The organism is Mesorhizobium sp. Mes31, from assembly GCF_024519675.1.
In the GTDB taxonomy this organism is placed as follows: Bacteria; Pseudomonadota; Alphaproteobacteria; order Rhizobiales; family Rhizobiaceae; genus Mesorhizobium.
Window position 1 is genome coordinate 162043 of sequence record NZ_JALJRL010000002.1, and the last position, 22916, is coordinate 184958.

General features: G+C 63.2%; 20 protein-coding genes and 1 tRNA gene. 9 read left to right on the top strand and 12 right to left on the bottom strand.

The annotated features are described in order from the left end of the window. The first annotated feature begins 60 nt into the window (after window positions 1–60). From NR193_RS03420 to NR193_RS03430, 3 genes are read left to right on the top strand one after another with little or no spacing between them, the layout of a single operon-like run. The gene (locus tag NR193_RS03420; RefSeq protein WP_256749474.1) at window positions 61–984 is read left to right on the top strand and encodes an ABC transporter permease subunit; all 924 of its coding nucleotides are present in this window, start codon (window positions 61–63) and stop codon (window positions 982–984) included. Beyond that, the gene (locus NR193_RS03425; protein ID WP_256749475.1) at window positions 977–2098 is read left to right on the top strand and encodes an ABC transporter permease; all 1122 of its coding nucleotides are present in this window, start codon (window positions 977–979) and stop codon (window positions 2096–2098) included. Before NR193_RS03420 ends, NR193_RS03425 begins: the two co-directional genes overlap by 8 nt. Before the next feature lie 17 nt (window positions 2099–2115). Continuing rightward, window positions 2116–3735, top strand: coding sequence for an ABC transporter ATP-binding protein (locus NR193_RS03430; protein ID WP_256749476.1), 1620 nt, complete (start codon window positions 2116–2118; stop codon window positions 3733–3735). A gap of 39 nt (window positions 3736–3774) precedes the next feature. On the opposite strand, the gene NR193_RS03435 is transcribed toward NR193_RS03430, so the two are convergent. The 4 genes from NR193_RS03435 to NR193_RS03450 form a co-directional block, all read right to left on the bottom strand. Continuing rightward, on the bottom strand, window positions 3775–4119 hold the full coding sequence (locus NR193_RS03435) for a hypothetical protein (protein WP_256749477.1): 345 nt from the start codon (window positions 4117–4119) through the stop codon (window positions 3775–3777). A 442-nt stretch (window positions 4120–4561) separates the two neighbouring features. Continuing rightward, on the bottom strand, window positions 4562–4837 hold the full coding sequence (locus NR193_RS03440; RefSeq protein WP_256749478.1) for a hypothetical protein: 276 nt from the start codon (window positions 4835–4837) through the stop codon (window positions 4562–4564). A 123-nt stretch (window positions 4838–4960) separates the two neighbouring features. After that, window positions 4961–5266, bottom strand: a complete 306-nt coding sequence (locus NR193_RS03445) for a hypothetical protein (RefSeq protein WP_256749479.1) — start codon at window positions 5264–5266, stop codon at window positions 4961–4963. A 479-nt stretch (window positions 5267–5745) separates the two neighbouring features. After that, window positions 5746–5822, bottom strand: a tRNA-Pro gene (locus NR193_RS03450). Between the two features lie 198 nt (window positions 5823–6020). On the opposite strand from NR193_RS03450, the gene NR193_RS03455 reads away from it, so the two are divergent. Further along, the gene (locus NR193_RS03455) at window positions 6021–7541 is read left to right on the top strand and encodes a phosphomannomutase/phosphoglucomutase (protein ID WP_256749480.1); all 1521 of its coding nucleotides are present in this window, start codon (window positions 6021–6023) and stop codon (window positions 7539–7541) included. A gap of 169 nt (window positions 7542–7710) precedes the next feature. Here NR193_RS03455 and NR193_RS03460 read toward each other — a convergent pair whose 3' ends face one another. Next, a complete protein-coding gene (locus tag NR193_RS03460) occupies window positions 7711–8604 on the bottom strand; it encodes an NmrA/HSCARG family protein (protein ID WP_256749481.1) in 894 nt (297 codons plus the stop codon). Between the two features lie 101 nt (window positions 8605–8705). Here NR193_RS03460 and NR193_RS03465 point away from each other — a divergent pair, with 101 nt between their 5' ends. Further along, entirely contained in the window at window positions 8706–9605 is a 900-nt protein-coding gene (locus NR193_RS03465) for a LysR family transcriptional regulator (RefSeq protein WP_256749482.1), read from the top strand. Window positions 9606–9658: 53 nt separating this feature from the next. Next, window positions 9659–11899, top strand: a complete 2241-nt coding sequence (locus tag NR193_RS03470) for a mannose-1-phosphate guanylyltransferase/mannose-6-phosphate isomerase (RefSeq protein ID WP_256749483.1) — start codon at window positions 9659–9661, stop codon at window positions 11897–11899. Between the two features lie 4 nt (window positions 11900–11903). Here the strand turns inward: NR193_RS03470 and betB are convergent, their stop codons facing one another. The 5 genes from betB to betI are packed head-to-tail and all read right to left on the bottom strand — an operon-like array spanning window position 11904 to window position 18183. After that, window positions 11904–13367, bottom strand: a complete 1464-nt coding sequence (betB, locus tag NR193_RS03475; RefSeq protein WP_256749484.1) for a betaine-aldehyde dehydrogenase — start codon at window positions 13365–13367, stop codon at window positions 11904–11906. A gap of 53 nt (window positions 13368–13420) precedes the next feature. After that, complete coding sequence (gene betA, locus NR193_RS03480) at window positions 13421–15073, bottom strand: choline dehydrogenase (RefSeq protein ID WP_256749485.1); 1653 nt, start codon at window positions 15071–15073, stop codon at window positions 13421–13423. Then, window positions 15066–16067 (bottom strand): threonine/serine dehydratase, encoded by a 1002-nt coding sequence (locus tag NR193_RS03485; RefSeq protein ID WP_375162680.1) that lies wholly within the window; start codon window positions 16065–16067, stop codon window positions 15066–15068. Before NR193_RS03485 ends, betA begins: the two co-directional genes overlap by 8 nt. After that, window positions 16067–17596, bottom strand: a complete 1530-nt coding sequence (gene betC / locus NR193_RS03490) for a choline-sulfatase (RefSeq protein ID WP_256749487.1) — start codon at window positions 17594–17596, stop codon at window positions 16067–16069. The genes NR193_RS03485 and betC overlap by 1 nt, the downstream gene beginning before the upstream one ends. After that, window positions 17593–18183 (bottom strand): choline-responsive transcriptional repressor BetI, encoded by a 591-nt coding sequence (gene betI, locus NR193_RS03495; RefSeq protein ID WP_256749488.1) that lies wholly within the window; start codon window positions 18181–18183, stop codon window positions 17593–17595. The genes betC and betI overlap by 4 nt, the downstream gene beginning before the upstream one ends. A gap of 200 nt (window positions 18184–18383) precedes the next feature. On the opposite strand from betI, the gene NR193_RS03500 reads away from it, so the two are divergent. Then, window positions 18384–19550 carry an acetyl-CoA acetyltransferase gene (locus tag NR193_RS03500; protein ID WP_256749489.1) on the top strand — a complete coding sequence of 389 codons (1167 nt, stop codon included), beginning with the start codon at window positions 18384–18386 and terminating at the stop codon, window positions 19548–19550. A 122-nt stretch (window positions 19551–19672) separates the two neighbouring features. After that, on the top strand, window positions 19673–20677 hold the full coding sequence (locus NR193_RS03505) for an asparaginase (protein ID WP_256749490.1): 1005 nt from the start codon (window positions 19673–19675) through the stop codon (window positions 20675–20677). A 12-nt stretch (window positions 20678–20689) separates the two neighbouring features. On the opposite strand, the gene NR193_RS03510 is transcribed toward NR193_RS03505, so the two are convergent. Continuing rightward, window positions 20690–22066 carry a TIGR03808 family TAT-translocated repetitive protein gene (locus NR193_RS03510; protein WP_256749491.1) on the bottom strand — a complete coding sequence of 459 codons (1377 nt, stop codon included), beginning with the start codon at window positions 22064–22066 and terminating at the stop codon, window positions 20690–20692. A gap of 118 nt (window positions 22067–22184) precedes the next feature. On the opposite strand from NR193_RS03510, the gene greA reads away from it, so the two are divergent. After that, window positions 22185–22658 (top strand): transcription elongation factor GreA, encoded by a 474-nt coding sequence (gene greA, locus NR193_RS03515; RefSeq protein ID WP_256749492.1) that lies wholly within the window; start codon window positions 22185–22187, stop codon window positions 22656–22658. A gap of 16 nt (window positions 22659–22674) precedes the next feature. On the opposite strand, the gene NR193_RS03520 is transcribed toward greA, so the two are convergent. Beyond that, window positions 22675–22902, bottom strand: coding sequence for an AbrB/MazE/SpoVT family DNA-binding domain-containing protein (locus NR193_RS03520; RefSeq protein WP_256749493.1), 228 nt, complete (start codon window positions 22900–22902; stop codon window positions 22675–22677). Window positions 22903–22916: the final 14 nt, after the last annotated feature.

Consider the following 22916-nt stretch of genomic DNA (forward strand, 5'->3'; position numbering starts at 1 on the left):
GAAGGCTGGAGCGCACGTGTCCAACTGGACGCTCGTTGCTCTGGATCAAGCGGGGCACCGATGCTGCGATATGTATTCCGGCGGCTTCTGACCGCCATTCCGACGCTGTTCGTCATCGTGACCATGGCGTTCTTCCTGATGCGCGTCGCGCCAGGAGGGCCATTCAACCAGGAGCGAGGGCTGAGCCCCGAGATCAGGGCCAATCTGGAAGCCCAGTTCGGCCTCAACGATCCGCTCTGGCTGCAATTTGTCCACTATCTCGGCAACCTGCTGCGCGGCAATTTCGGCCCGAGCTACAACATGCCGGATTTCACCGTCACCGAACTGTTTGCCAAGGGCCTGCCCATTTCGGTCCAGCTCGGCGCCTCGGCGCTGATCCTGGCGCTGCTGCTTGGCAGCGTGCTCGGCACCATTGCCGCGCTCAACCAGAACAAGCTTGGCGACTATACGGTGATTGCGCTGGCGACCGCCGGCAGCACCATCCCCACCTTCGTCATCGCGCCGGTGATCCAGCTGCTGTTCGGGCTGACCTGGAAGCTGCTGCCGATCGGCGGTTGGGGCGATGGCGCTTTCATCAACAAGGTCGGTCCGGTGCTGACGCTTGCCTTGCCGCAGATCGCCATCGTCGCCCGCCTGATGCGTGGCTCGATGATCGAATCGCTGCGCTCCCATCATATCCGCACGGCCCGTGCGCTCGGCCTCTCCGACTGGTCGGTGGTGGTCAAGCACGCGTTGCGCGGCGCGATCCTGCCGATCGTCTCTTTCACGGGCCCGGCAGCCGCGGCACTGCTGACCGGCTCGGTCATCGTCGAGACGATCTTCTCCATTCCAGGCGTCGGCCGCTATTTCGTCGATGCCGCGCTCAACCGCGACTACACGCTGGTGATGGGGACGGTGGTGGTGATCGCCATCTTCACCATCGTCTTCAACCTGATCGTCGACGTCATGTACGCGGTCGTCGACCCGAGGGTGCGCTATGACTGACATCGCAGCCACAGCTCCCGCCGTCGTTGGCCGCTCCCTGTGGGGCGATGCCTGGGCGCGCCTCAAGGCCAATCGCGCCGCCATGTTCAGCCTCTATTACCTTGCGCTGATCGGTGTCGTCAGCGTGTTCGGGCCCTGGTTCGTGCCGCATCAGTATACGACCATCTATGCCGACTATGTGCGCATGCCGCCGAGCCTTTCGGCCTATCCGAAGCCCGACATGATCGAGACGGCGCTCACCGAGGCGATCAAGCGCATGCGGGTCGACGTCAAGGAGTGGCATCAGGAAGGCAATCAGGTCTTCGTTACCGTCAAGTCGACCAAGCCAATCGACGACCGCAATATCCGTTATCTCGACCGCTCCGATGCCTTCGACGACACCAAGGTCGAGAGCAAGTCGCCCGACGGCCTCGAAGTGACGATGAGTGCGTCGATCAAGCAGCAGTACTTCCTGTTCGGCACAGACAACACCGGCCGCGATCTCCTCTCGCGCACGCTGATGGCCGGTCGCATATCGCTGGCCATCGGCCTGCTCGCCGGCGTCGTGGCGGTGGTGATCGGCGTGCTCTATGGCGCTGCGGCAGGCTTTGCCGGCGGCAAGGTCGACGAGGTGATGATGCGCATCGTCGACGTGCTCTATTCGCTGCCCTTCATCTTCTTCGTCATCATGCTGGTGGTGTTCTTCGGCCGCAACTTCGTGCTGATGTTCCTGGCGGTCGGAGCCGTGCTGTGGCTCGACATGGCGCGTATCGTGCGCGGCCAGGCGTTGTCGATCCGCCGCCAGGAATATGTCCAGGCGGCGGAGGCGATGGGCGTCGGCCAGCGTGGCATCCTGATCCGCCATGTCATCCCCAATTTGCTCGGCCCGGTGGTGATCTACATGACGCTGCTGGTGCCGCAGGTCATTATCCTGGAAAGCTTCCTGTCGTTCCTTGGCCTGGGCGTGCAGGAACCGATGACCAGCTGGGGCGTGCTGATTTCGGTCGGCGCCAAGAACATCGGAACCGCCAACTGGCTGCTCCTGTTTCCCGCCTTCTTCCTAGTCTCGACGCTGTTCGCCCTGAACTTTGTCGGCGACGGCCTGCGCGACGCGCTCGACCCGAGAGATCGATAAAGATGGGGATCGCTGACATGGCTGCTTCTGAAACGATCCTCAGCGTCAAGGACCTGCGCGTCCGCTTTCGCACGCTCGATGGCGCGGTCGAGGCGGTGAAGGGCATCAACATTCACGTCAACGCGGGCGAGACGGTGGCCGTGGTCGGCGAATCCGGGTCCGGCAAGAGCCAGACGATGATGGCGGCGATGAGCCTGCTGGCCTCGAATGGCGAAGCCACCGGCAGTGTCGACTACCGCGGCCGCAACCTTCTGACACTGAGCAAATCCGAGCTGAACAAGGTCCGCGGCGCCAAGATCAGCATGATCTTCCAGGAGCCGATGACCTCGCTCGACCCGCTCTATTCGATCGGCAACCAGCTCATCGAACCGATCCGCCGGCACCGCGGGCTTGGTGCGGCCGAGGCGCATGAAGAGGCACTCAAGCTGCTGCGGCTTGTGCATATTCCGGATCCCGAGCGGCGGATGAAGTCCTATCCGCACGAGATGTCCGGCGGCCAGCGCCAGCGCGTCATGATCGCCATGGCGCTCGCCAACGACCCCGACATATTGATCGCGGACGAGCCGACGACGGCGCTCGACGTGACCATCCAGGCGCAGATTCTGATGCTTCTGGCCGAACTGCAGCGCAAGCTCGGCATGGCGATCGTCTTCATCACCCACGACCTCGGCATCGTTCGCCGTTTCGCCGACCGGGTCTATGTCATGCGCCAGGGCGAGGTTGTCGAGGAGGGCGAGGCGGAAGCCATCTTCGTCAACCCGCAGCATGCCTATACCAAGATGCTGCTGGCGGCTGAGCCGACTGGCCGCAAGGCGCCACCGCCCGCCAACGCGCCCGTACTGCTCGAAGGCAGGAATGTCGAAGTAACCTTCAGGATCGGCGGCGGTTTTCTCGCCGGCGAGCCGCTGATGCTGCGTGCTGTCGACCACATCTCGATCCGGCTGCAACGCAACCAGACCATCGGCATTGTCGGTGAATCCGGCTCCGGCAAATCGACGCTCGGCCGCGCCCTGCTGCGGCTGTTGCCGAGCGACGGTCTCATCCGTTTCGGCGATCGCGACATTTCCACTGCCGACCGACAGGCGATGCGGCCGCTGCGGCGCGAGATGCAACTCGTCTTCCAGGATCCGTTCGGCTCGCTGTCGCCGCGCATGACCGTCGGCCAGGTCGTCACAGAAGGGCTTCTGGTGCACGAGCCGAACCTTTCGGGCAAGCAGCGCGATCAACGCGCGGTCGAAGCCTTGCGCGAGGTCGGCCTCGATCCCAACGCGCGCAACCGCTATCCGCATGAATTTTCGGGCGGGCAACGGCAGCGCATCGCCATCGCGCGGGCCATGATCCTGAAGCCCAAGCTCGTGGTGCTGGACGAGCCCACCTCGGCGCTCGACCGCTCTGTACAGAAACAGATCGTCGAATTGCTGCGCAAACTGCAGACCGACCACGAACTGTCCTACCTCTTCATCAGCCACGATCTTTCGGTCGTGCGTGCCATGGCCGACTACATCATCGTCATGAAGCAGGGCAAGATCGTCGAGGAGGGGCCGACCGAGGCGATCTTCAGCAATCCGCAGCACGTTTACACGCAGACGCTGATGGCCGCGGCGATCGACGTCACGCGCTTTCGGCTGAGTGCCTGAAACAGGTCGCCGCCAGGCACCAAGGCAGCACCTGTTCGCTCAGTTCGTTGACCTCGCGCACTTGCGTGCGCGCACGCTGACAATGGCTTCTTGCTGATGCTTCAGCCTTTCGATCCTGGCCGTTTCACGGTTTGCGACGGCACTCTTCACCCGAGACCCACCCAGCAGCCAGTGTGGAACGCTGGTGTTTGCGACCTTGCCGCGAGTGATTGCGGTTTGCGAGATGTCGCGGGCGATGCTTCCCAGCGCGCTGTTGAGCTCGGTGCAGCTCATGCTTTCATATTTCGCCGGATCGACGGTTTTGCCGATCGATGAGCAGCCGGCAACGAGAAGCAGCGCGACTATCAGAACCGGGCGCGAGGCTGTCTTTGAAATCAGAGTCATGTCCGCACCCGGCTCGCCAGTTTTACTGGCTCCATCATAGCCATCGAACTACCTAGAGCCGACAGCCACTTTCGTCAAAGTCTGCCATCGCGATGGAACCCACGCTGAGCCGCGACCATGACGGCCCGAACACTCACGGGTTCCGAATGCAGGAACATTTTCGGTCACCCGAAGTTAGCACCCGTCGAGTGCTTCAATTCAATCACTGGAAAACGGCGAGAGCCCGTCTCGGCTGAGGCCGGGGCGGGCTTTTCGCGCTTTGGCGATCTCCGACTTGGAGCAGGTTCGTCCAGGAGTTCGCCCTCGTCGCCCTGGAACTGCCTCGACGACGAAAGTCGTGGGGCGCAACGTGCGAGCACTGTCTGGGCAATGTCAGTCTCGTCGTGGGATGTCGTCAAAGGATGGGCCCGACCCCAGTCGGAGAGCCGGGGCCGGGTCGGTATCAGTAATCGTTGTTTTCGATCACCACGGGGTGATGGTGACGGTGGACGGAGCCTGTGACAATGACGGTGTCCGGGCGATGATGCCGGCGGCCATGGTCGTAGAACGCAACGCTACCGTGGCGGCGGTGATGCAGGCGCTGGCCGTCCTCGTTGATGATCTTGACGTTGCCGTGGTGTCGATGATGCGTCTTGATAACCACATCAGTCTGGGCTGCCGAAGCTACGGCCGGTAATGCCATGGAGAGCGCCAAAGCGCACATGATCATTGTTTTCATTTCAGTTTCTCCATTTCCTTAATTGACCCTTCGTCGGGTAACTGCCGCTGGCCAGTTTGGTTCCGGTCTTCCGAGGGCCGGCCCGAACACTTGCGGCAAGGCAAAGGAGGAGCGATCGCCCACCTAGGGAGGAGGGGCTGCCTCTCGCTGATGGTATTTGCAAATAACGATGTGGCCCGATGCATCGGTCACGCCCGCATCGGGCAGTACGACGATCTGCCCCCAGAAATCGCAATATCTGGCCACTGACATCGACAGGTCTTTGGTGCTCATTCCAGAGATGGTGGCGATATCGCCTTCTCTACAGTTGGTCTTTCCGGAGAGCTGCGCGGCCGCTGCCACTATTTCGCATGACCGCTCGTCGTCAGCCTGGGACGGCGCGCCGTAGCAGGCAAGCGCAACTGCTGCCGCGAAAATCAATTTGCGCATCGTGGCTCCGGGTTGTCACCGGCATCCTGTCACTGCCGCCAACGAAACATGCGCCATTGCTAATATAAATGCAATTCACCAGGGCAAGTTCGCGATCTTGCCAAACGGTGGAACGTTAGATGCACCTGATAGTTCTATCCCAGACACCAGGATGTGGTGTCTGCTCGAGATCAGCTGACAAAAGCTGGTCGGCCCGCATCCTCCACCAGAGGCACGGGTTCCTCAGGCAACAGGAGATAGATCATGAACAACATCATTTGGCTCGTTGGAGCAGTGGTCATCGTGATAGCGATATTGAGCTTTTTCGGCCTCAGATAAGCGCGACCTACGTCGTCAGCGTCTTCAACAGGCACAATGGCATGGTGCGTTGACGAGACCCTGAGCTTGTACGCCGGGGGAAGCGAGTCACCTCGCCCTATTTCCTTGTGGGGAACATCGGGGGAGCGCCAAAGTCGGGATGCGCTAACATATTGTTTTTCTGGTCGGAGTGGCAGGATTTGAACCTGCGACCCCCTCGTCCCGAACGAGGTGCGCTACCAGGCTGCGCTACACTCCGTGACCAGACCGCGGGCTTATAGCCGCCGTGCTCCGTTCCTGCAAGCGGCAATGGCAGCACTTCTGTCGCATTTCGTCTCCTTTCGTCATGCATGTTGCGGGCGCCCGGATATTCCTTAGGGATAAACACGGCTTAAAGGCTTGTGTGCTAGCCACGGCCTCGACAAGGCGTGTTCCAACTGCTCGGAGTTTTCCAGTCTTGACCCCCAGGATCGTCGGCGAGGCCCGGCCCAACAGCTTCGAATTCGAAACCGCGGCGCTGATCAAGGCGTCCGGCTTTCGCGAATATGATGCGCGCTGGTGGTTCGGCCATCCGGGCTCGACGCAGCCGCCGGAGCTCAATCTGATCGGTGTCCAAGCCCTCGGCATGGGGCTCGGCACGCTCATTCGCCGTCTCGGCGCCGGGCCCGATATCGTCACCGGGCATGATTTCCGTTCCTATTCGCTTTCGATCAAGCTGGCACTGGTCTCCGGGCTGATGGCCGCTGGTGCGCGGGTGAGGGATATCGGCCTGGCTTTGTCGCCGATGGCCTACTTCGCCCAATTTGCCCTCGACACGCCTTCAGTGGCGATGGTCACGGCCTCGCACAACGAGAATGGCTGGACCGGCGTCAAGATGGGCGCGGCGCGGCCGCTGACCTTCGGCCCCGAGGAGATGAGCGCGCTGAAGGCGATCGTTCTGGAAGGCGACTTCGACCTTGCGGGTGGTGGTTCCTATGACTTCGTCCGCGATTTTCGCGCGACCTATCTCGACGATCTGATCCGGGGCAAGCGCATCACGCGAAAGCTGAAGGTGGTCGCCGCCTGCGGCAATGGTACCGCTGGCGCCTTTGCGCCGGAGGTACTGCAGCGCATCGGCTGCGAAGTTGTCCCGCTCGATGTCGAGCTCGACCACACTTTTCCCCGCTACAACCCCAACCCCGAGGACATGCAGATGCTGCATGCCATCAGGGACAAGGTGCTGGAAACCGGGGCCGATGTCGGCCTTGGTTTTGACGGTGACGGTGATCGCTGCGGTGTCGTCGACAATGAGGGCAACGAGATCTTCGCCGACAAGGTCGGCGTCATGCTCGCACGCGACATCTCCAGCCAGCTTCCGGGCTCGACCTTCGTCGTCGACGTCAAGTCGACCGGCCTGTTCAACACCGACAGTGTGCTGCGCGCCAACGGCGCCGTCACCGACTATTGGAAGACCGGCCACTCCTACATCAAGCGCCGCGTCGCTGAACTGGGCGCCGTCGCCGGATTCGAGAAGTCTGGCCATTTTTTCTTCAACCCGCCGATCGGGCGCGGCTACGATGACGGGTTGGTCACGGCCATCGCCATCTGCCAGATGCTGGATCGCAACCCAGGCAGCTCGATGGCTGACCTCTACCGCGCGCTGCCGCTGACCTTCGGCACGCCGACGATGTCGCCGCATTGCGCGGACGATTTGAAGTATGGCGTGGTCGAACGGGTGGTTTCGGATTTTCAGGCCATGAAACGGGATGGCGCCAGCTTCGCCGGCCAGAAGATATCAGACCTCATCACCGTCAACGGCGTGCGTGTCGTCGCCGAGGACGGCACCTGGGGGCTGGTGCGCGCCTCGTCGAACAAGCCGGAGCTTGTCGTGGTCGTCGAAAGCCCGGTTTCATCAGAGCGCCGCCGGCAGATGTTCGACGCCGTCGACGCCCTGCTGCGCCGCAGCCCGGAAGTAGGCGCCTACAACCAGACTTTCTAAGAGCAATTCCAGGAAAAGTGCGTAGCGGTTTTCCGTCCGGAATTGCGTCAAAACAAGAGATAGAGAGCAATTCCAGGAAAAGTGCGTAGCGGTTTTCCGTCCGGAATTGCGTCAAAACAAAGAGGTAGAGCGGTTCTGCGTTTCCATGAAACGGGGAACCGCTCCAACATCAGCTGGCAGCCACTGAAGCTGTCCGCCCAAGGGCGCTCCAGTCGAATGCTCGCGCCCAGTCGGCAAAACTATGCCAGCGGACCTCCGGAAAATCCCTGTGCAGGGCCGCGATATCGACGTCGTAGCCGACGCGGTCGAACCATTCGAACATCAGTGCCGCATCCTCGCTTTGCTGGCGGGCCGCCGCGATCGGGATTTCCTGATAGCCAATCGGGCGGCCGATGGCCTCGGACAGGATTTTCGCCTGCTCTTCGCCTGACAATTCGTCTCCAGCGAAATCGAAGCGCTTGCCGAACACTTGTTCTCGCCGCTCGGCCAAAGCGGCAACGAAGGCGCCGATGTCCGCCAGGGCAACCAGTTGCAGGACGCGCTTCGGGGGCATCGCGAAGGCATGGGTGCCCTGTCTGAGCGCGCCGATCGACCAAGGCGCGACGACATTCTCCATGAAGGCGACCGGTGCGCTGATCGTGTAGGGGATGCCGAGCCCGGCGACATGTTTCTCGACGAGATATTTGCTTTCGAAATGCGGGATGCCGGTCTTCTTGTCGGCGTCGGCGACAGATGAATAGATCAGGTGTCCGACGCCGGCAGCTTTCGCCGCATCGGCGGCGATGATCCCCTGGCGGGTTTCTTCTTCCAGCCCGGCCTCGTAGCTGTTGCCCATCAGGAACATGGTGTCGACGTCTTTTGCGGCCTTCACGATGGAGGCAGCGTCAGCGAGATCGCCGGCCACGACATCGGCGCCCGCGGACGCCAATTGCCGCGCACCGTCGCTGTCTGGCTTGCGCGTCAGCGCTTTGACGCGATGTCCCCTCGACAACAGGGCACGCGCCACCGCGCCGCCTTGCTGGCCGGTAGCGCCGGTCACCATAATGGTTCGTTTGCTGGTCATGATGTCTGCTCCTTCTTGTTTCTGCTGGAGCAAAGTTAGGACCTGTCGCATTGATGCATAATTGCCTATAATTGGAAAACATCGTCCCAATATTGGATACAATGCTCGATCTCAACGATATCGTCGTGTTCGCTCGCGTCGTCGAAGCTGGCAGTTTCACGGCTGCGGCGCGCCTGCTGGCCATGCCCAAGACGACGGTCAGCCGCCGCGTTGCCGCGCTCGAGCGCGAGGTCGGCGTTCGCCTTTTGCAGCGGACGACCCGTAGTCTCAACATGACGGATGCCGGGCGCCTCTACTATGAGCAGAGTAGCCAGGGGCTGCGGACGATCGAGGAGGCAAATCTGCGCCTCGCGGAGGCAAGGACGGAGCCGTCGGGCACGATTCGCATTTCGGCCCCGGTCGGCTTTGGCGGCCATTTCCTCATCGACGCCGTGGTCAGCTTCCTCGCAACATATCCGAAAACCAACGTCGAGCTCCGCCTTACCGACGACAGGCTCAATCTGGTGGAGGACGGCATAGACCTCGCTTTCCGCACCGGGGTCCTTGAGGATTCGACGCTGATCGCCCGCAAGCTCGGTTCCACGCACAGGCTGCTCTGCGCCAGCCAGGACTATCTGGCACGGCATGGCATGCCGCAAAGCCCGGCGGACCTCACGCACCATCAATGTGTCATCGCGGGTCCCTCGGCCTCGAGCGCTCATTGGGTGCTGGACGGGCCAGGCGGCCAGGAAACGGTCGTCGTGGCCGGGCGCTTCGCCGCCAATGAAATGCAGGCGGTCGTTGCTGCCGCGCACGCAGGCTTTGGCATCGCCCAATTGCCCCAGGCGATCGCCGAAGGGCTGATCCATGAGGGTCAGCTGCAGCACGTTCTCAAGAGCTACACGACACCGGCTGGTGGCCTGCATGTTCTCTATCCGAGCAGCCGTCACCTTTCGCCCCTGGTCAAGGCATTCATCGAGCTTGCGTCCGAGCGCATTTCCAATGGGATAAACACCGCTTAAAGGCTTGTGTGGTAGCAACCGGCCACCAATTGCCTTGTGAGCGCGAGACCCGAATGACCGAGCGGATCGTCAGTTTTGTCATGAGCGGCGGCGTCGGCTCGCGGCTTTGGCCGCTGTCGCGCGAGGATAATCCCAAGCAGTTCCATGATTTTTCCGGCGATGGCTCGATGCTGGCCAAGACGCTGCGTCGGTTGGCGGCGAGGCCGGAAGGCGAGACGCCGATCTTCCTGATCGCCTCGGAGCGCCATGCCGACCGTGTCCATGCCGACCTGGCCGGCCTCGATCTCGCCGGCGGTGGTCCGCTGTTCGAACCGATCGGCCGCAACACCGCCGCCGCCGTCGCGCTGGCGACGCTGCGCACTTTGTCCGAATTCGGCGACAGCCTGGTGCTGGTGGTACCGTCCGATCATGAAATCGCCACCGCGCGCCAATTCTGGCAGAGCGTCGAGGCAGGTGTCGAGGCGGCGCGCGCCGGCCGGCTGGTGGTGTTCGGCATCAAGCCGACACAGCCCGAGACCGGCTATGGCTATATCGAGGTCGCAGCCGAAAGCGACGGCACCTTCGACGTCTCGCGCTTTGTCGAAAAGCCGGACCTTGCCACTGCGCGGAGCTATCTCCAGGCCGGAAATTTCTACTGGAACACGGGTATTTTCCTGTTTCGGGCCGGCGCCATGCGCGACGCCTTCGCGGCTTTCCAGCCCGACATCTGGCAGGCCACCGAAGCCGCCTACAAGGCGGCGACATCGGATCTCTCCGGCCTCTACATGCCGCTGGAGCTCTACGCCGCCATCCCGTCGAACTCGATCGACTACGCCATCATGGAGCAGGCAGAAGACATCGCCATGGTGCCAGCCAGCTTCCGCTGGAACGATCTCGGCTCCTGGCAGTCGCTGCTCGATGTCGGCCCTGCCGATGACAAGGGCAATGTCATTGTCGGCGATGTCGTCGCCATCGATTGCCAGAACTCCTACATCCGCAGCGATGGCCGCTTGCTGTCGGCGATCGGCATGAAGGACGTCGCCATCGTCTCCACCGCCGACGCCACTTTCGTCGCACCGGTCAGCCACAGCCAGCACGTCAAGAAGATCGTCGAGCAGCTCGAAAAGTCGGGCCGGCTGGAAACCCGGTTCACACCGGCGCATGACCGCGTCATCGAAAGCGGCGCCTGGCGGCGGCGCGTGCATCACTGGTTGTTCCAGGAGACCTTGCCGCTATGGTCGACATCAGGCGTCGATGAACGCCATGGCGGTTTTCACGAAGCGCTTGGCCTCGACGCTTCGCCGCTGATGAAGCCCAAGCGCATGCGCACACAGGCGAGGCAGGTCTATGCCTTCGCCGTCGCCAGGGCGCGCGGCTGGGATGGTCCGGCCGATAGGCTCATCAGCCATGGCATCGAGTTCATGGCCAGGCAGGGCCGCACCGACAATGGCGGCTGGGTGCGCACGCTGAATGTCGACGGTTCGGTCGCCGACGCCACCGAGGATGCCTACGATCACTCCTGCGTGCTGCTGGCGTTGGCGCATGCGCATATGTCAGGCAATCCCGATGCCTTGCGGCTTGGCGAGGAGACCTTCGCCTTTCTCGATGCGCATCTCGAGGATCATCGCATGACCGGCTTCCTGGAAACGTCCGACGGCGAAGGCGAGCGGCGCTCCAATCCGCACATGCATTTGCTCGAGGCTTTTCTTGCCTGGTATCAGGCGACCGGCGACCGCGCCCACCTGCGCCGTGCGGCGCGCATCATCGACCTCTTCCGCAGCCATTTCTTCGACCCGGAAAGCTGGACGCTCGGCGAGTATTTCGATGCCGAATGGAAACCGGCCGCCGGCGAGAAGGGGACCTGGACCGAGCCCGGCCACCATTTCGAATGGGCCTCGCTGCTGGTCGATTTCGCCGGGCGCAGCGGCCAGGCCGAACTGAGCGGTTTCGCCAGGAAACTCTATGCCTCGGCCATTGCCAACGGGCTCAACCGCGCTACCGGCCTTGCCTATGGTGCCGTCTCCAGGCAGGGCCTGCCGCTCGACCTGATATCACGCAGCTGGCCGCAGGCCGAAGCGGTCAAGGCGGCGATTGCGCTCGATGGTTCGGGCGGTCCCGATCTCAAACCGGAGATCGAGGCGCGCGTCGGCCGGCTGTTTCGCTGGCATATCGACCCGGCGCCGCTCGGCCTGTGGATCGACCGCATCGACGAACGCGGCCGCTCGCTGGCCACTGACGTTCCGGCCAGCATCTTCTATCATCTGGTCTGCGCGCTGACCCAGTATCTGGACGGCACATCTGACAAGGCGGCGTAAGACCTCAATAGGGGCTGGCCACATCCCCGGTCTCGACATAGATCGACTTCATCTGCGAATAAAGCGCCAGCGCCGCGAGCGAATTTTCCCGCCCTATCCCTGACTGTTTGAAGCCGCCGAACGGGATTTCCACGGGCGTCAGATTGTAGGCGTTGATCCAGCAGGTGCCGGCCTGCAGCTCGGCGATGACGCGGTGGGCGCGCGACAGGTCGCGCGTGAAGACGCCGGCGGCAAGGCCGAACTCGGTGTCGTTGGCGCGGTCGATTACCTCGTCCTCGCCGTCGAATTTCAGCACGCTCATCACCGGCCCGAAGATCTCCTCGCGAGCGATGCGCATGGTGTCGGTGACGCCGGTGAACACCGTCGGCTCGACGAAGAAGCCGCCCTGGAAACCTTGCAGCGAAGGCACGTTGCCGCCGCAGGCAAGCGTCGCTCCATCCTGCTTGCCGATCCCGATATAGCCGACGACCTTGTCGTGCTGCGCTTTCGACACCAGCGGCCCCATCTGGGTTTCGGGGTCGAGCGGATCACCGATACGGATTTTCTTGGTTCGCTCTATCAAACGGTCGACGAAGCGGTCGTGGATGCCGCTCTGCACGAAGACGCGCGTACCGTTGGAGCAGATCTGGCCGGTCGAATAGAAATTGCCGAGCATGGCGCCGCCAATGGCGTTCTCGATGTCGGCATCGTCGAACACGATCAGCGGCGACTTGCCGCCGAGTTCCATCGTCGCGTGCTTCATCTTCGAGCCGGCAAGCGACAGCACCTTGCGGCCGGTCGGCACCGAGCCGGTCACCGAGACCTTGGCGACGACATCGTGTCCGACAAGCCCGGCGCCGACATCGCCATAGCCTTGCACCACGTTGAACAGCCCATCGGGCAGGCCGGCCTCGCTGTAGATCTCGGCCAGCGCCAGCGCCGACAGTGGTGTGTTTTCCGACGGCTTGAACACCATGGCGTTGCCCATGGCGAGCGCCGGGGCTGATTTCCAGCCGGCGATCTGGATCGGGTAGTTCCAGGCACCGATGCCGACGCAGACGCCGAGCGCTTCGCGTCGGGTGTAGGCGAAGGGCCCGCCCAGATCGACAGCCTCGCCATTGTAGGTGGCGACCGCGCCACCGAAATACTCAAGGCAGTCCGCTGCCGACGGCGCGTCGGCCACCAGCGTCTCCTGGATCGCCTTGCCGGTGTCGAGCGTTTCGATGCGGGCGAGGTCGGCATTGCGGGCGCGCAATATGTCGGCGGCACGGCGCAGGATGCGCCCGCGTTCGACCGGCTTCAGTCGCGCCCAGGCCGGTTGTGCCGCCCGCGCGGCCTCGATGGCGAGTTCCAGCACGTTTGGCGTCGCCGAACGCAGCATGGCGATGGTCTCGCCGGTTGCCGGATAGATGACCGGCAGTGGCGCGCCGCCTTCGTCCTCGATGTAGCGTCCGTTGACGTAGTGCGATGCCGTGGGCTGGGCGCGCATGGGAGGTCTCCAAATCGTCTTCGCTTGGGCGGGAACGTACGCCGGATCATGCTCTATCTGTCTGACGCCTGCCAGCGCGGATTGATCCATGGTTCCTGGTTGGAGGGCGCCAGCGGCGTGCGGCCAAGAATGTGGTCGGATGCCTTTTCGCCGGTCATGATCGACGGCGCATTGAGGTTGCCGTTGGTGACGCGCGGGAAGATCGAGGAGTCTGCGACCCGCAATCCTTGGATACCGATGACCCGACACTCCGGATCGACGACGCTCATCGTATCGTCGGCACGGCCCATCTTGCAGGTGCCGCAAGGATGGTAGGCGCTCTCGGCATGGTCGCGAATGAAGACGTCGAGGTCGTCGTCCGACTGCACGTGTGAACCCGGCGAGATTTCCTGGCCGCGATAGGCGTCGAATGCCTTCTGGCCGAAGATCTCCCGGGTCAGCCGGATGCAGTGGCGGAACTCCGTCCAGTCGTCCGGATGCGACATGTAGTTGAAGCGGATCACCGGCTTCGATTTCGGGTCAGGCGAGCGCAGCGTCACCGAGCCGCGCGACTTCGAGCGCATCGGCCCGACATGCGCCTGGAAGCCATGCGACTTGGCCGCCGCCTTGCCGTCATAGCGGACCGCGGCCGGAATGAAGTGGTACTGAATGTCAGGGTAGTCGACGCCGGCGCGCGAGCGCACGAAGGCGGCCGCCTCGAAATGGTTGGTGGCGCCGAGCCCAGACTTGAAGAACAGCCACTGGGCGCCGATCAGTGCCTTCGAGAACGGGTTCAGCACCGAATTCAGCGTGATCGGCTGGGTCGATTCCTGCTGGATGTAGAGCTCCATATGGTCCTGCAGGTTGCGGCCGACGCCGGGCCGGTCGGCCACCACGGCAATGCCGTTTTCGCGCAAATGCTCGGCCGGTCCGATGCCGGACAGCATCAGGATCTTGGGCGAGTTGATCGACGACGCCGCGACGATCACCTCACGTCGCGCCTTAACGACCTGAATCTGTTTGTGAGCTTCGATCTCGACGCCGATGGCGCGTTGATTCTCGATGATCACCCGGCGGGCGAAGCCCTTGACCAGACTCACGTTTTTGCGCCCGAGCGCCGGCTTCAGATAGGCGCTCGCCGCCGACCAGCGGCGGCCGCCGCGGATGGTCTGCTCCATCGGCCCGAAGCCTTCCTGCTTGGAGCCATTGTAGTCGTCGGTCAGTTCGAACCCGGCCTGGCGGCCGGCCTCGACGAAGGCGCCATACAGCGGATTGCGCCGCGAACCGCGCTGCACGTGCAGCGGGCCGCGGTGACCGCGCCAGCCGTCCTCGCCACCGTCCGAATCTTCCATGCGCTTGAAATAGGGGAGCACGTCGGCAAAGCCCCAACCGGTCGCACCCTCTTCGGCCCAGTGGTCGAAGTCACGGGCGTGGCCGCGCACATAGACCATGCCGTTGATCGAGGATGAGCCGCCGATCACCTTGCCGCGCGGCGTCGCCAGCACGCGGCCGCCGAGATGCGGCTCCGGCTCGCTGGCAAAGCCCCAGTCGTAGAGGCTCATGTTGAGCGGGATCGACAGCGCCGACGGCATCTGGATCAGCGGCCCGATATCGGAGCCGCCGAATTCGATGACGATCACCGAATGCTTACCGTCTTCCGACAGGCGGTAGGCCATGGCCGAGCCGGCCGAGCCAGAGCCGATGATGACAAAATCCGCTTCAAGCATGGTTCATATGCGCCATAAAATCGGCGAGCGAAACGTTGCCGCCGGTTGCCACGACAAGGACGGTCTTGCCCTTCACATCCACCTTGCCGCCGAGCAGCGCCGCCAGCGACGCCGCGCCCGACGGCTCGAGCACCAGCTTCATCCGCTCGAAGGCGATCCGCATGGCGCGCCGCACCGATTGATCATCGACGGTGATGCCGCGAACACCCGCGGTCTTGACCGCGGCGAACGGTGCGTCGCCCGGCCGTCGCGACATCAGCCCGTCGCAGATCGACTTCGGTCCGATCGGCATCGTCTCGATGCTGCCATGCGCGAGCGACGAGCCCATGCCGTTGAAACCTTCCGGCTCGACGCCGATGATTTCAGTGGCGGGTGACAAATAGTGAAAGGCGAGCGAAACGCCGCCGATCAGCCCGCCGCCGCCAACCGAGCAGAACAGCAGGTCGGCAGTGGCGTTCTTGGCTTCAAGCTGGTCGAGCGCTTCGAGGCCGGCGCCCGCCTGGCCGGCGACGATCTCGGGATCGTCGAACGGATGCAGCAAGGCCAGACCTTCGGTCTCCGCGATCTCGCGTGCCTTGGCGGCAGCGACTTCCTCACGCGCGCGCTCGCCATGGTCGGTGACCACGACGCGGGCGCCATAACCTGCCGTGGCGTCGCGCTTGGCGGCCGGTGCGTCGATCGGCATGACGATGGTAACGGGAATGCCAAGCGCCTGGCCGGCAGCCGCCAGCCCTTGCGCGAAATTGCCGGAGGAATAGGCAACGACGCCCTTCTGTGCTTCGTCAGGCGAAAGCTGCTTCAGGCGCCAGTAGGCGCCGCGAACCTTGAAGGAGCCCGCCCATTGCAGCGATTCCGGCTTGATGAACACGCGGGCCGCGCCGGTCTCGCTGGCCAAGGCTGCCGATTCCAGCAGCGGCGTGATCTGCGTCGCCCGGGAGGTGACGGCATAGGCCTGCTTGAGATGGTCCAGGGAGGGGACGAGAAGGTCGGTCATCATTCGCCTCGCGGAAACCGCTTCTGCTCTTCGATCACGTTGAGATCCATATGATTGCGCATGTAGCGTTCCGAGGCCTTCTGCAGCGGCTGGAACTCCCAGGGGTAGTGCGTGCCGTTGCGCAACGCCGGATAGACCACCCAGCGCCGTGCCTGGCTGGCGCGAACGGCAGCGTCGAAGCCAGCCATGTCCCAGCGCGCCCGGACCTTTGCCATGAAAGCCGCCACCAGATCGGCATGCGCTGGATCGGTGGCGAGATTGCTCAACTCATGCGGGTCGGCTTCGACGTCATGGAGTTGTGGCGGATCGATTTCGCAATGGACGAATTTGTAACGGCCGTCGCGGATCGCCACGAGGGGCGCGTTGGAGCCTTCGGCCGCATATTCCATCAGCACCGGTGCGGTGCGTTGCTTGCCATCGAGCAGCGGCAGCAGCGACTGGCCGTCGGTCCAGGGCGCAATCGCGCTCATGTCGATGCCGGCGAGATCGCACAGCGTTGGCGTCACGTCGAGATTGGAGACCGGCGCCTCGACCAGGCCAGCCGGCACACCCTTGCCGGCGATCATCAGCGGCACCCGCGCCGAACCCTCGAAGAAGCACATCTTGAACCACAGGCCGCGCTCGCCGAGCATGTCGCCGTGATCGGAGCAGAACAGGATGATGGTGTCGTCGAGCATGCGGGTGCGTTCCAGCACCGACAGCAACTCACCGACCTTGTCGTCGAGATAGGAGATGTTGGCGAAATAGCCGCGCCGCGAGCGCCGGATCTGCTCGGCCGTGATGTCGAAACTGTCGTAGTCGGACGCTTTGTAGAGCCGCTGCGAATGCGGGTCCTGCTTGTCATAGGGGATGAAGCCCACTTCGGGCTCGAGCGCAGGGCAGTCCTCGTAGAGATCCCAGTACTGCCGCCGCGCCACGTAGGGGTCATGCGGATGCGTGAAGGAAACGGTCAGGCACCAGGGCCGGTGCGACGCATCGTCGGAAACGCGGGCGAAATCATAGAGCTTCTGCACAGCGTGGAACGCAACCTCGTCGTCATACTCCATCTGGTTGCTGATCTCGGCGACACCGGCGCCGGTCACCGAGCCCAGATTGTGATACCACCAGTCGATGCGTTCGCCGGGTTTGCGATAGTCGGGCGTCCAGCCGAAATCGGCGGGATAGATGTCGGTGGTCAGCCGTTCCTCGAAGCCGTGCAACTGGTCCGGTCCGACAAAATGCATCTTGCCCGACAGGCAGGTGTGATAGCCGTCGGCGCGCAGATGATGGGCAAAGGTCGGGATCGACGAGGCGAACTCGGCGGCGTTGTCATAGACCTCGGTGCGCGACGGCAACTGGCCGCTCATGAACGAGGCGCGCCCCGGGGCGCACAGTGGCGACGCCGTGTAGTTGTTGGCAAATCGAGCCGAACGCGCGGCCAGCGCTTTCAAATTTGGAGCGTGAAGAAACGCGGCCGGCCCATCGGGAAAAAAAGTCCCGTTGAGCTGATCGACCATGATGATCAGGAAATTGGGTCGCTTGGTTGTCACTGTTTGTGCCGCTCGCCGAGTTTGATTTCGAGATAGTCCTCGACCAGCGCGATCGCGGTCGCGGCGTCGGGCACGCCGTCCTTCAGAGCGCGCCTGATGTAGAGCCCGTCGATCATTGCCGCTGTCGCTTCGGCGACGCGGTCGGCTTCGGCTCGGGGCATGATGCCGGTCAGGCCGCTCATCAGGTTCGAATGCAGCCGCCGCGCGTAGACCCTGAGCAGCCGTCGCAGCGAGGAAGACTTCTGCGCCTCGACATAGAAGGCGAGCCATGCAGCGATGGTTTCCGGCTGGAACTGGATATCGGAGAAATTGACGGCCACCACGGCCGAGACACGTTCGCGCGGGGTGCTGGCCGAACCAAGGGCGCGCAACGTGTCGGCGGTCAGCTCGGCCAGGATGTACCGCATCGTCGCCAGCAGCAATTCGTCCTTGGCGCCGAAATAGTGATGCGCAAGGGCCGATGAAACGCCGGCGCGCCCGGCGATTTCGGACATGGTCACGTCCAGCGAGCCGCGCTCGCCGATCGCCGAGATCGTCGCGTCGATGAGCGCCTTGCGGCGCAGGGGTTCCATTCCGACTTTCGGCATTTCGCTATGGTCCTTTGAAGCAGGATTATTTTTTATTGACGGGTCAATCAACAAAAAAATTGGCGGTGGCTCGGCCTGTACCAAGCGATTGTCTGGTTCCGGCCCTTCCCGAAGCGGGCAAGATTGTTTACATTTGAACAATAAACGCGAAGTGCGCCATGAGCCCACATGCTAGGCTGGCGCCAAGGATGGAGACCGCCATGACCGCATGCATCGTTGGCTGGGCGCATTCGCGCTTCGGCAAGCTCGAAGGCGAGACGCTGGAGGGCCTGATCGTCAAGGTGGCAACGGACGCGCTCGACCATGCCGGCATCGGTCCGCACGAGGTCGACGAGATCGTGCTCGGCCACTTCAACGCCGGCTTTTCGGCGCAGGATTTCACCGCCAGCCTGGTCCTTCAGGCTGACGATCGGCTGCGCTTCAAGCCGGCGACGCGCGTCGAGAACGCTTGCGCCACGGGATCGGCGGCGGTCAGGCAAGGCATTCGCGCCATCGATGCCAACGCCGCCCGTATCGTGCTGGTGGTCGGCGCCGAGCAGATGACGACGACACCTGGTCCCGAGATCGGCAAGAACCTGCTCAAGGCTTCCTATCTGCCCGAGGACGGCGACACGCCGGCCGGTTTCGCCGGCGTCTTCGGCAAGATCGCGCAGGCCTATTTCCAGCGCTATGGCGACCAGTCCGACGCGCTGGCGATGATCGCCGCCAAGAACCACAAGAACGGTGTCGACAATCCCTATGCGCAGATGCGCAAGGACTTCGGCTATGAGTTCTGCCGCCAGGAGAGCGAGAAGAACCCGTTCGTTGCCGGCCCGCTCAAGCGCACCGACTGCTCGCTGGTCTCAGACGGCGCCGCCGCCCTTATCCTTGCCGACACCGGGACGGCGCTGAAGATGCGCCGTGCCGTCGCCTTCCGTGCCAACGAGCATGTGCAGGACTTCCTGCCGATGTCGAAGCGCGACATCCTCGCCTTCGAGGGCTGCGAGCACGCCTGGAACCAGGCGCTGAAGAACGCCGGCGTGACGCTCGACGATCTCTCCTTCGTCGAGACCCATGACTGCTTCACCATCGCCGAGCTGATCGAATATGAGGCCATGGGTCTGGCGAAGCCGGGTGAGGGGGCGAAGCTGGCCATGAGCGGAGAGACGGCGAAGGACGGCCGCCTGCCGGTCAACCCGTCCGGCGGGCTGAAAGCCAAGGGCCATCCGATCGGCGCCACCGGTGTCTCCATGCATGTCCTGACCGCGATGCAACTGGTCGGCGAGGCGGGTGGCATCCAGGTGCCGGGCGCAAAACTTGGCGGCATCTTCAACATGGGTGGTGCCGCGGTCGCCAACTACGTTTCCATTCTCGACCGGATCAGATAAACCGCCCGCATTACAGCGCCGCGCGCCCGTTGGGGCGCGCACAGGGCGCTGTAACACTGTGATTGAGCGAAGGCCTCGAAAATCGGAATCGATTTTCGAGGCCTTCGCTAGCGGGAGGTGACATGGCAAATCCGGTTCTGGTCGAAGTCTTGCGCGGCGCGATCGTCGAGAGCGCTCATCGCGGTGCAGTCGCGGTCTTCGACGCCGACGGCAAGCCAGTCCTGGAGATCGGCGACACGTCGAAGCCGGTGTTTCCGCGCTCGGCGGTCAAGGCGATCCAGGCGCTGCCGCTGGTCGAAAGTGGGGCGGCCGATGCCTATGGCTTCGGCAACCGCGAACTGGCACTCGCCTGTGCGTCCCATTCGGGCGAACCGGCGCATGTCGAACTGGCGCGATCCATGCTGGCCAAGGCCGGGCTTGACGGGTCGGCGCTCGAATGCGGCGCGCATTGGCCCTCCAACCATGACGCGGAGATTTCACTCGCCCGCGCCGGCGGAACGCCGAACGCGTTGCACAACAACTGCTCCGGCAAGCATTCCGGCTTCCTCTGCACCTGCGTCCACGCGGGTATTGCGCACCGCGGCTATGTCAAGCCGGGGCACGGCTTGCAGGAAATGGTGCGCGATGCCATGCAGGCGGTGACGGGTGCTGCCCACGGCGCCGATGAGCGAGCGACCGATGGCTGCTCGATCCCGACCTACGCGGTGCCGCTCAGGAGTTTCGCGCTCGGCTTTGCTCGCATGGCGACGACAAATGGTTTTGGCCCTGAACGGGCCAAGGCCGCAAAACGTCTGTTTTCGGCCTGCATGGCAGAGCCATTCTTCGTTGCCGGCACCGGCCGCGCCGACGTCGCTTTGATGGAAGCTGCCCCTGGCCGGATTTTTGCGAAAGGCGGCGCCGAAGGTGTGCACTGTAGCGCCATACCCGAACTTGGCTTCGGCATAGCGATCAAATGCGATGACGGGGCAGGCCGCGCCGGCGAGGCCATGGCTGCCGCCGTCCTCGCTAAGCTGCTCTTCGCGGACGAGCCCTTGGCGGCGAAGTTGCTCGAATTGGCGAACGCGCCAATCGAAAGCCGGATCGGCGCCAAAGTAGGTGCGCTTCGGCCGACTGCGGCCTTGGCCTGAGGCAATGAGCACTTAGCTGACGTGATTGCGCTCGACGGTTAGGTGCGCATAGCCGGTCTTGTCGGATGACGTCAGGTCGCCCGTCGCAGGGTCGGCCCAGCGCTGGCCGATAACGGCGCCTTTCAGCGACCCGTCGATGACGTTGTCGGAGATGACCGCCGTGCCCGCACCTTCGACCACGCTGACGACAATGCCGGTGCCGGCCTTGCGGATGACGTTCCCTGTGGCGACGACATTGCGCAGATACGGTCCCCAGCCGATCTGCATGCCATAGAGCGGTGCGTTCTCGATGACATTGTTGGAGACGGTCGTGTCGGCCTCGACGCTGATGCCGACGCCAAACCCGGGCGGATCGGCGGGGTAGGGGCCAGTGGTCGACAGGTTGCGCACGATGTTGCCCGTGCAGACTCCCAGGCGGCCGCCTTCGTTGAAGTTGACGATCGAGATGCCGTTGGCGGCGCCGTCGACGATATTGTTGCTGATGACGGCGCCTTCGAAGGAGAATTCGGAATAGACCGCTGTCTCACCCGAACGCGAGCAGGTGTTGCCTGATATCTGCAGATTGCTGGCGCTGTTGGCCCGGATCGCCGAGAACGCGCAGTCCGAGACGATATTACCGGAGATGACGACATTGCCGGCACGGAACGCGTTGATGCCATTGCCGTTCTGGCCAGTCCCGCCACTGCGCGCCTGGATGCGTTCGACGCGGTTGCCGGTGACCATGGTGCCGTCTTCCGCCGCCTGCCAGCGATGCACGAGGATACCGCCATTGGCGCAGTCGGAGACGGTGTTGCCTGAAATCGCCAGTCCGCTGGCCTCGACCGAATAGATGCCGGCATCGGCAGCGCCCGATATGTCCGAGCGTTCGACCCGGCCCGCCGCGCGTTCCAGCGCCAGTCCGTTCTTGCCGCTGCCGGTGACCTGGCAATTGTCGACGACGAGGTGAGCGACCCGGCGCAGATCGAGCAGCCCCTGCGCGTAGTCGTCCATCGAGCGGTTTGTGCCATCGAAGACCAGCCCGCTCAGTTCGATATGATCGGCCTGTTCGGCCATGAAGAGGTGCCCGTCGCCGCCATAGACGATCCGCGTTGCGCCCGGCACGCCGGAAAGACGCACGCGGTTGGGCAGCGAGAGGTTGGAGACGACATAAGTGCCCGGCGGCAGGAACACCGGCATATCGCGGTCGTTTGCGTCGCGCAGCAGCTTGGCAAAGGCCTTGCTCTGATCGTCAAAAGTGCCTGGCTGCACGCCAAGTTCGGTGGCGTTGATCGAACCGCGCATGGACGCTTTCTCGATGCCGGTCAGGCCTGCGGCCGCTGCTCTGCCGAGCGACAGGCCGACAACGGCAAAGCCGGCGGTTCCAACAAGCAGCGTTCGTCTGTTCAACATCGGCACAGAACCCCAGCGTTCAACCCAGACACCGCAGGAATCGTGCCAGACGTTTTGTCTCTCTCGAAGATAAAGGCTATGGCTTGTCGAGCAGCCTCTCCGCGCCTAAGCTCAGGCAATGAGTAGAGCTTTCACCCGCGAGGAAGACAGCGAAAATGCCATCGCCGGCATCGGCGAGCGGCCGATCAGCCCGCACCGCAACCTGGTGACGGAGCACGGTTTGGCGCAGATCGAGGAAAACCTCGCCGATCTGCGCGATATACTGGCGAAAGCCGAAAAGAAGGCAGACCGCGAGCGCATCGCGGTCGTGTCACGAGATTTGCGTTACTGGACGGCCCGGCGCGAAAGCGCCGAACTGTCCGTGCCCGAGCCAGGCAGCGATCTGGTGCGCTTCGGCATGGGCGTCACGCTTGAAGGCGGTGACGGCAAGAAGGTACACTGGAAGATCGTCGGCGAGGACGAGGCCGATCCGGCCAAAGGCACAATTTCCCATGTCTCGCCGATGGCCGTCGCCTTGTTCGGCAAGAAGGTTGGCGAGGTCGTTGCGGTCAACGGCAAGGAATGGGAAATCGTCAAGCTCTCGGATGGCTGACGCCAGTTGGCGTCATCTATTTGGCCAGCCTTTGCAATGTGACCTCATACTTGTCCATGACATCGCGAGCAGCGCGCATCTGCCGTTCGACGTCGTCACTCTCCACCGGTCTTAGAATGACGCGGTCATCGGTTTCGACAATCTGGAGTTGATCGCCCACTTGCAGGTTCAGGCTGTTGAGCATTTCCCGTGGCAAGATCACGGCGCCTGATCCGTCTTCGAGCTTGTGGATGACAGTCTTCACGGTCGTTACCCTTG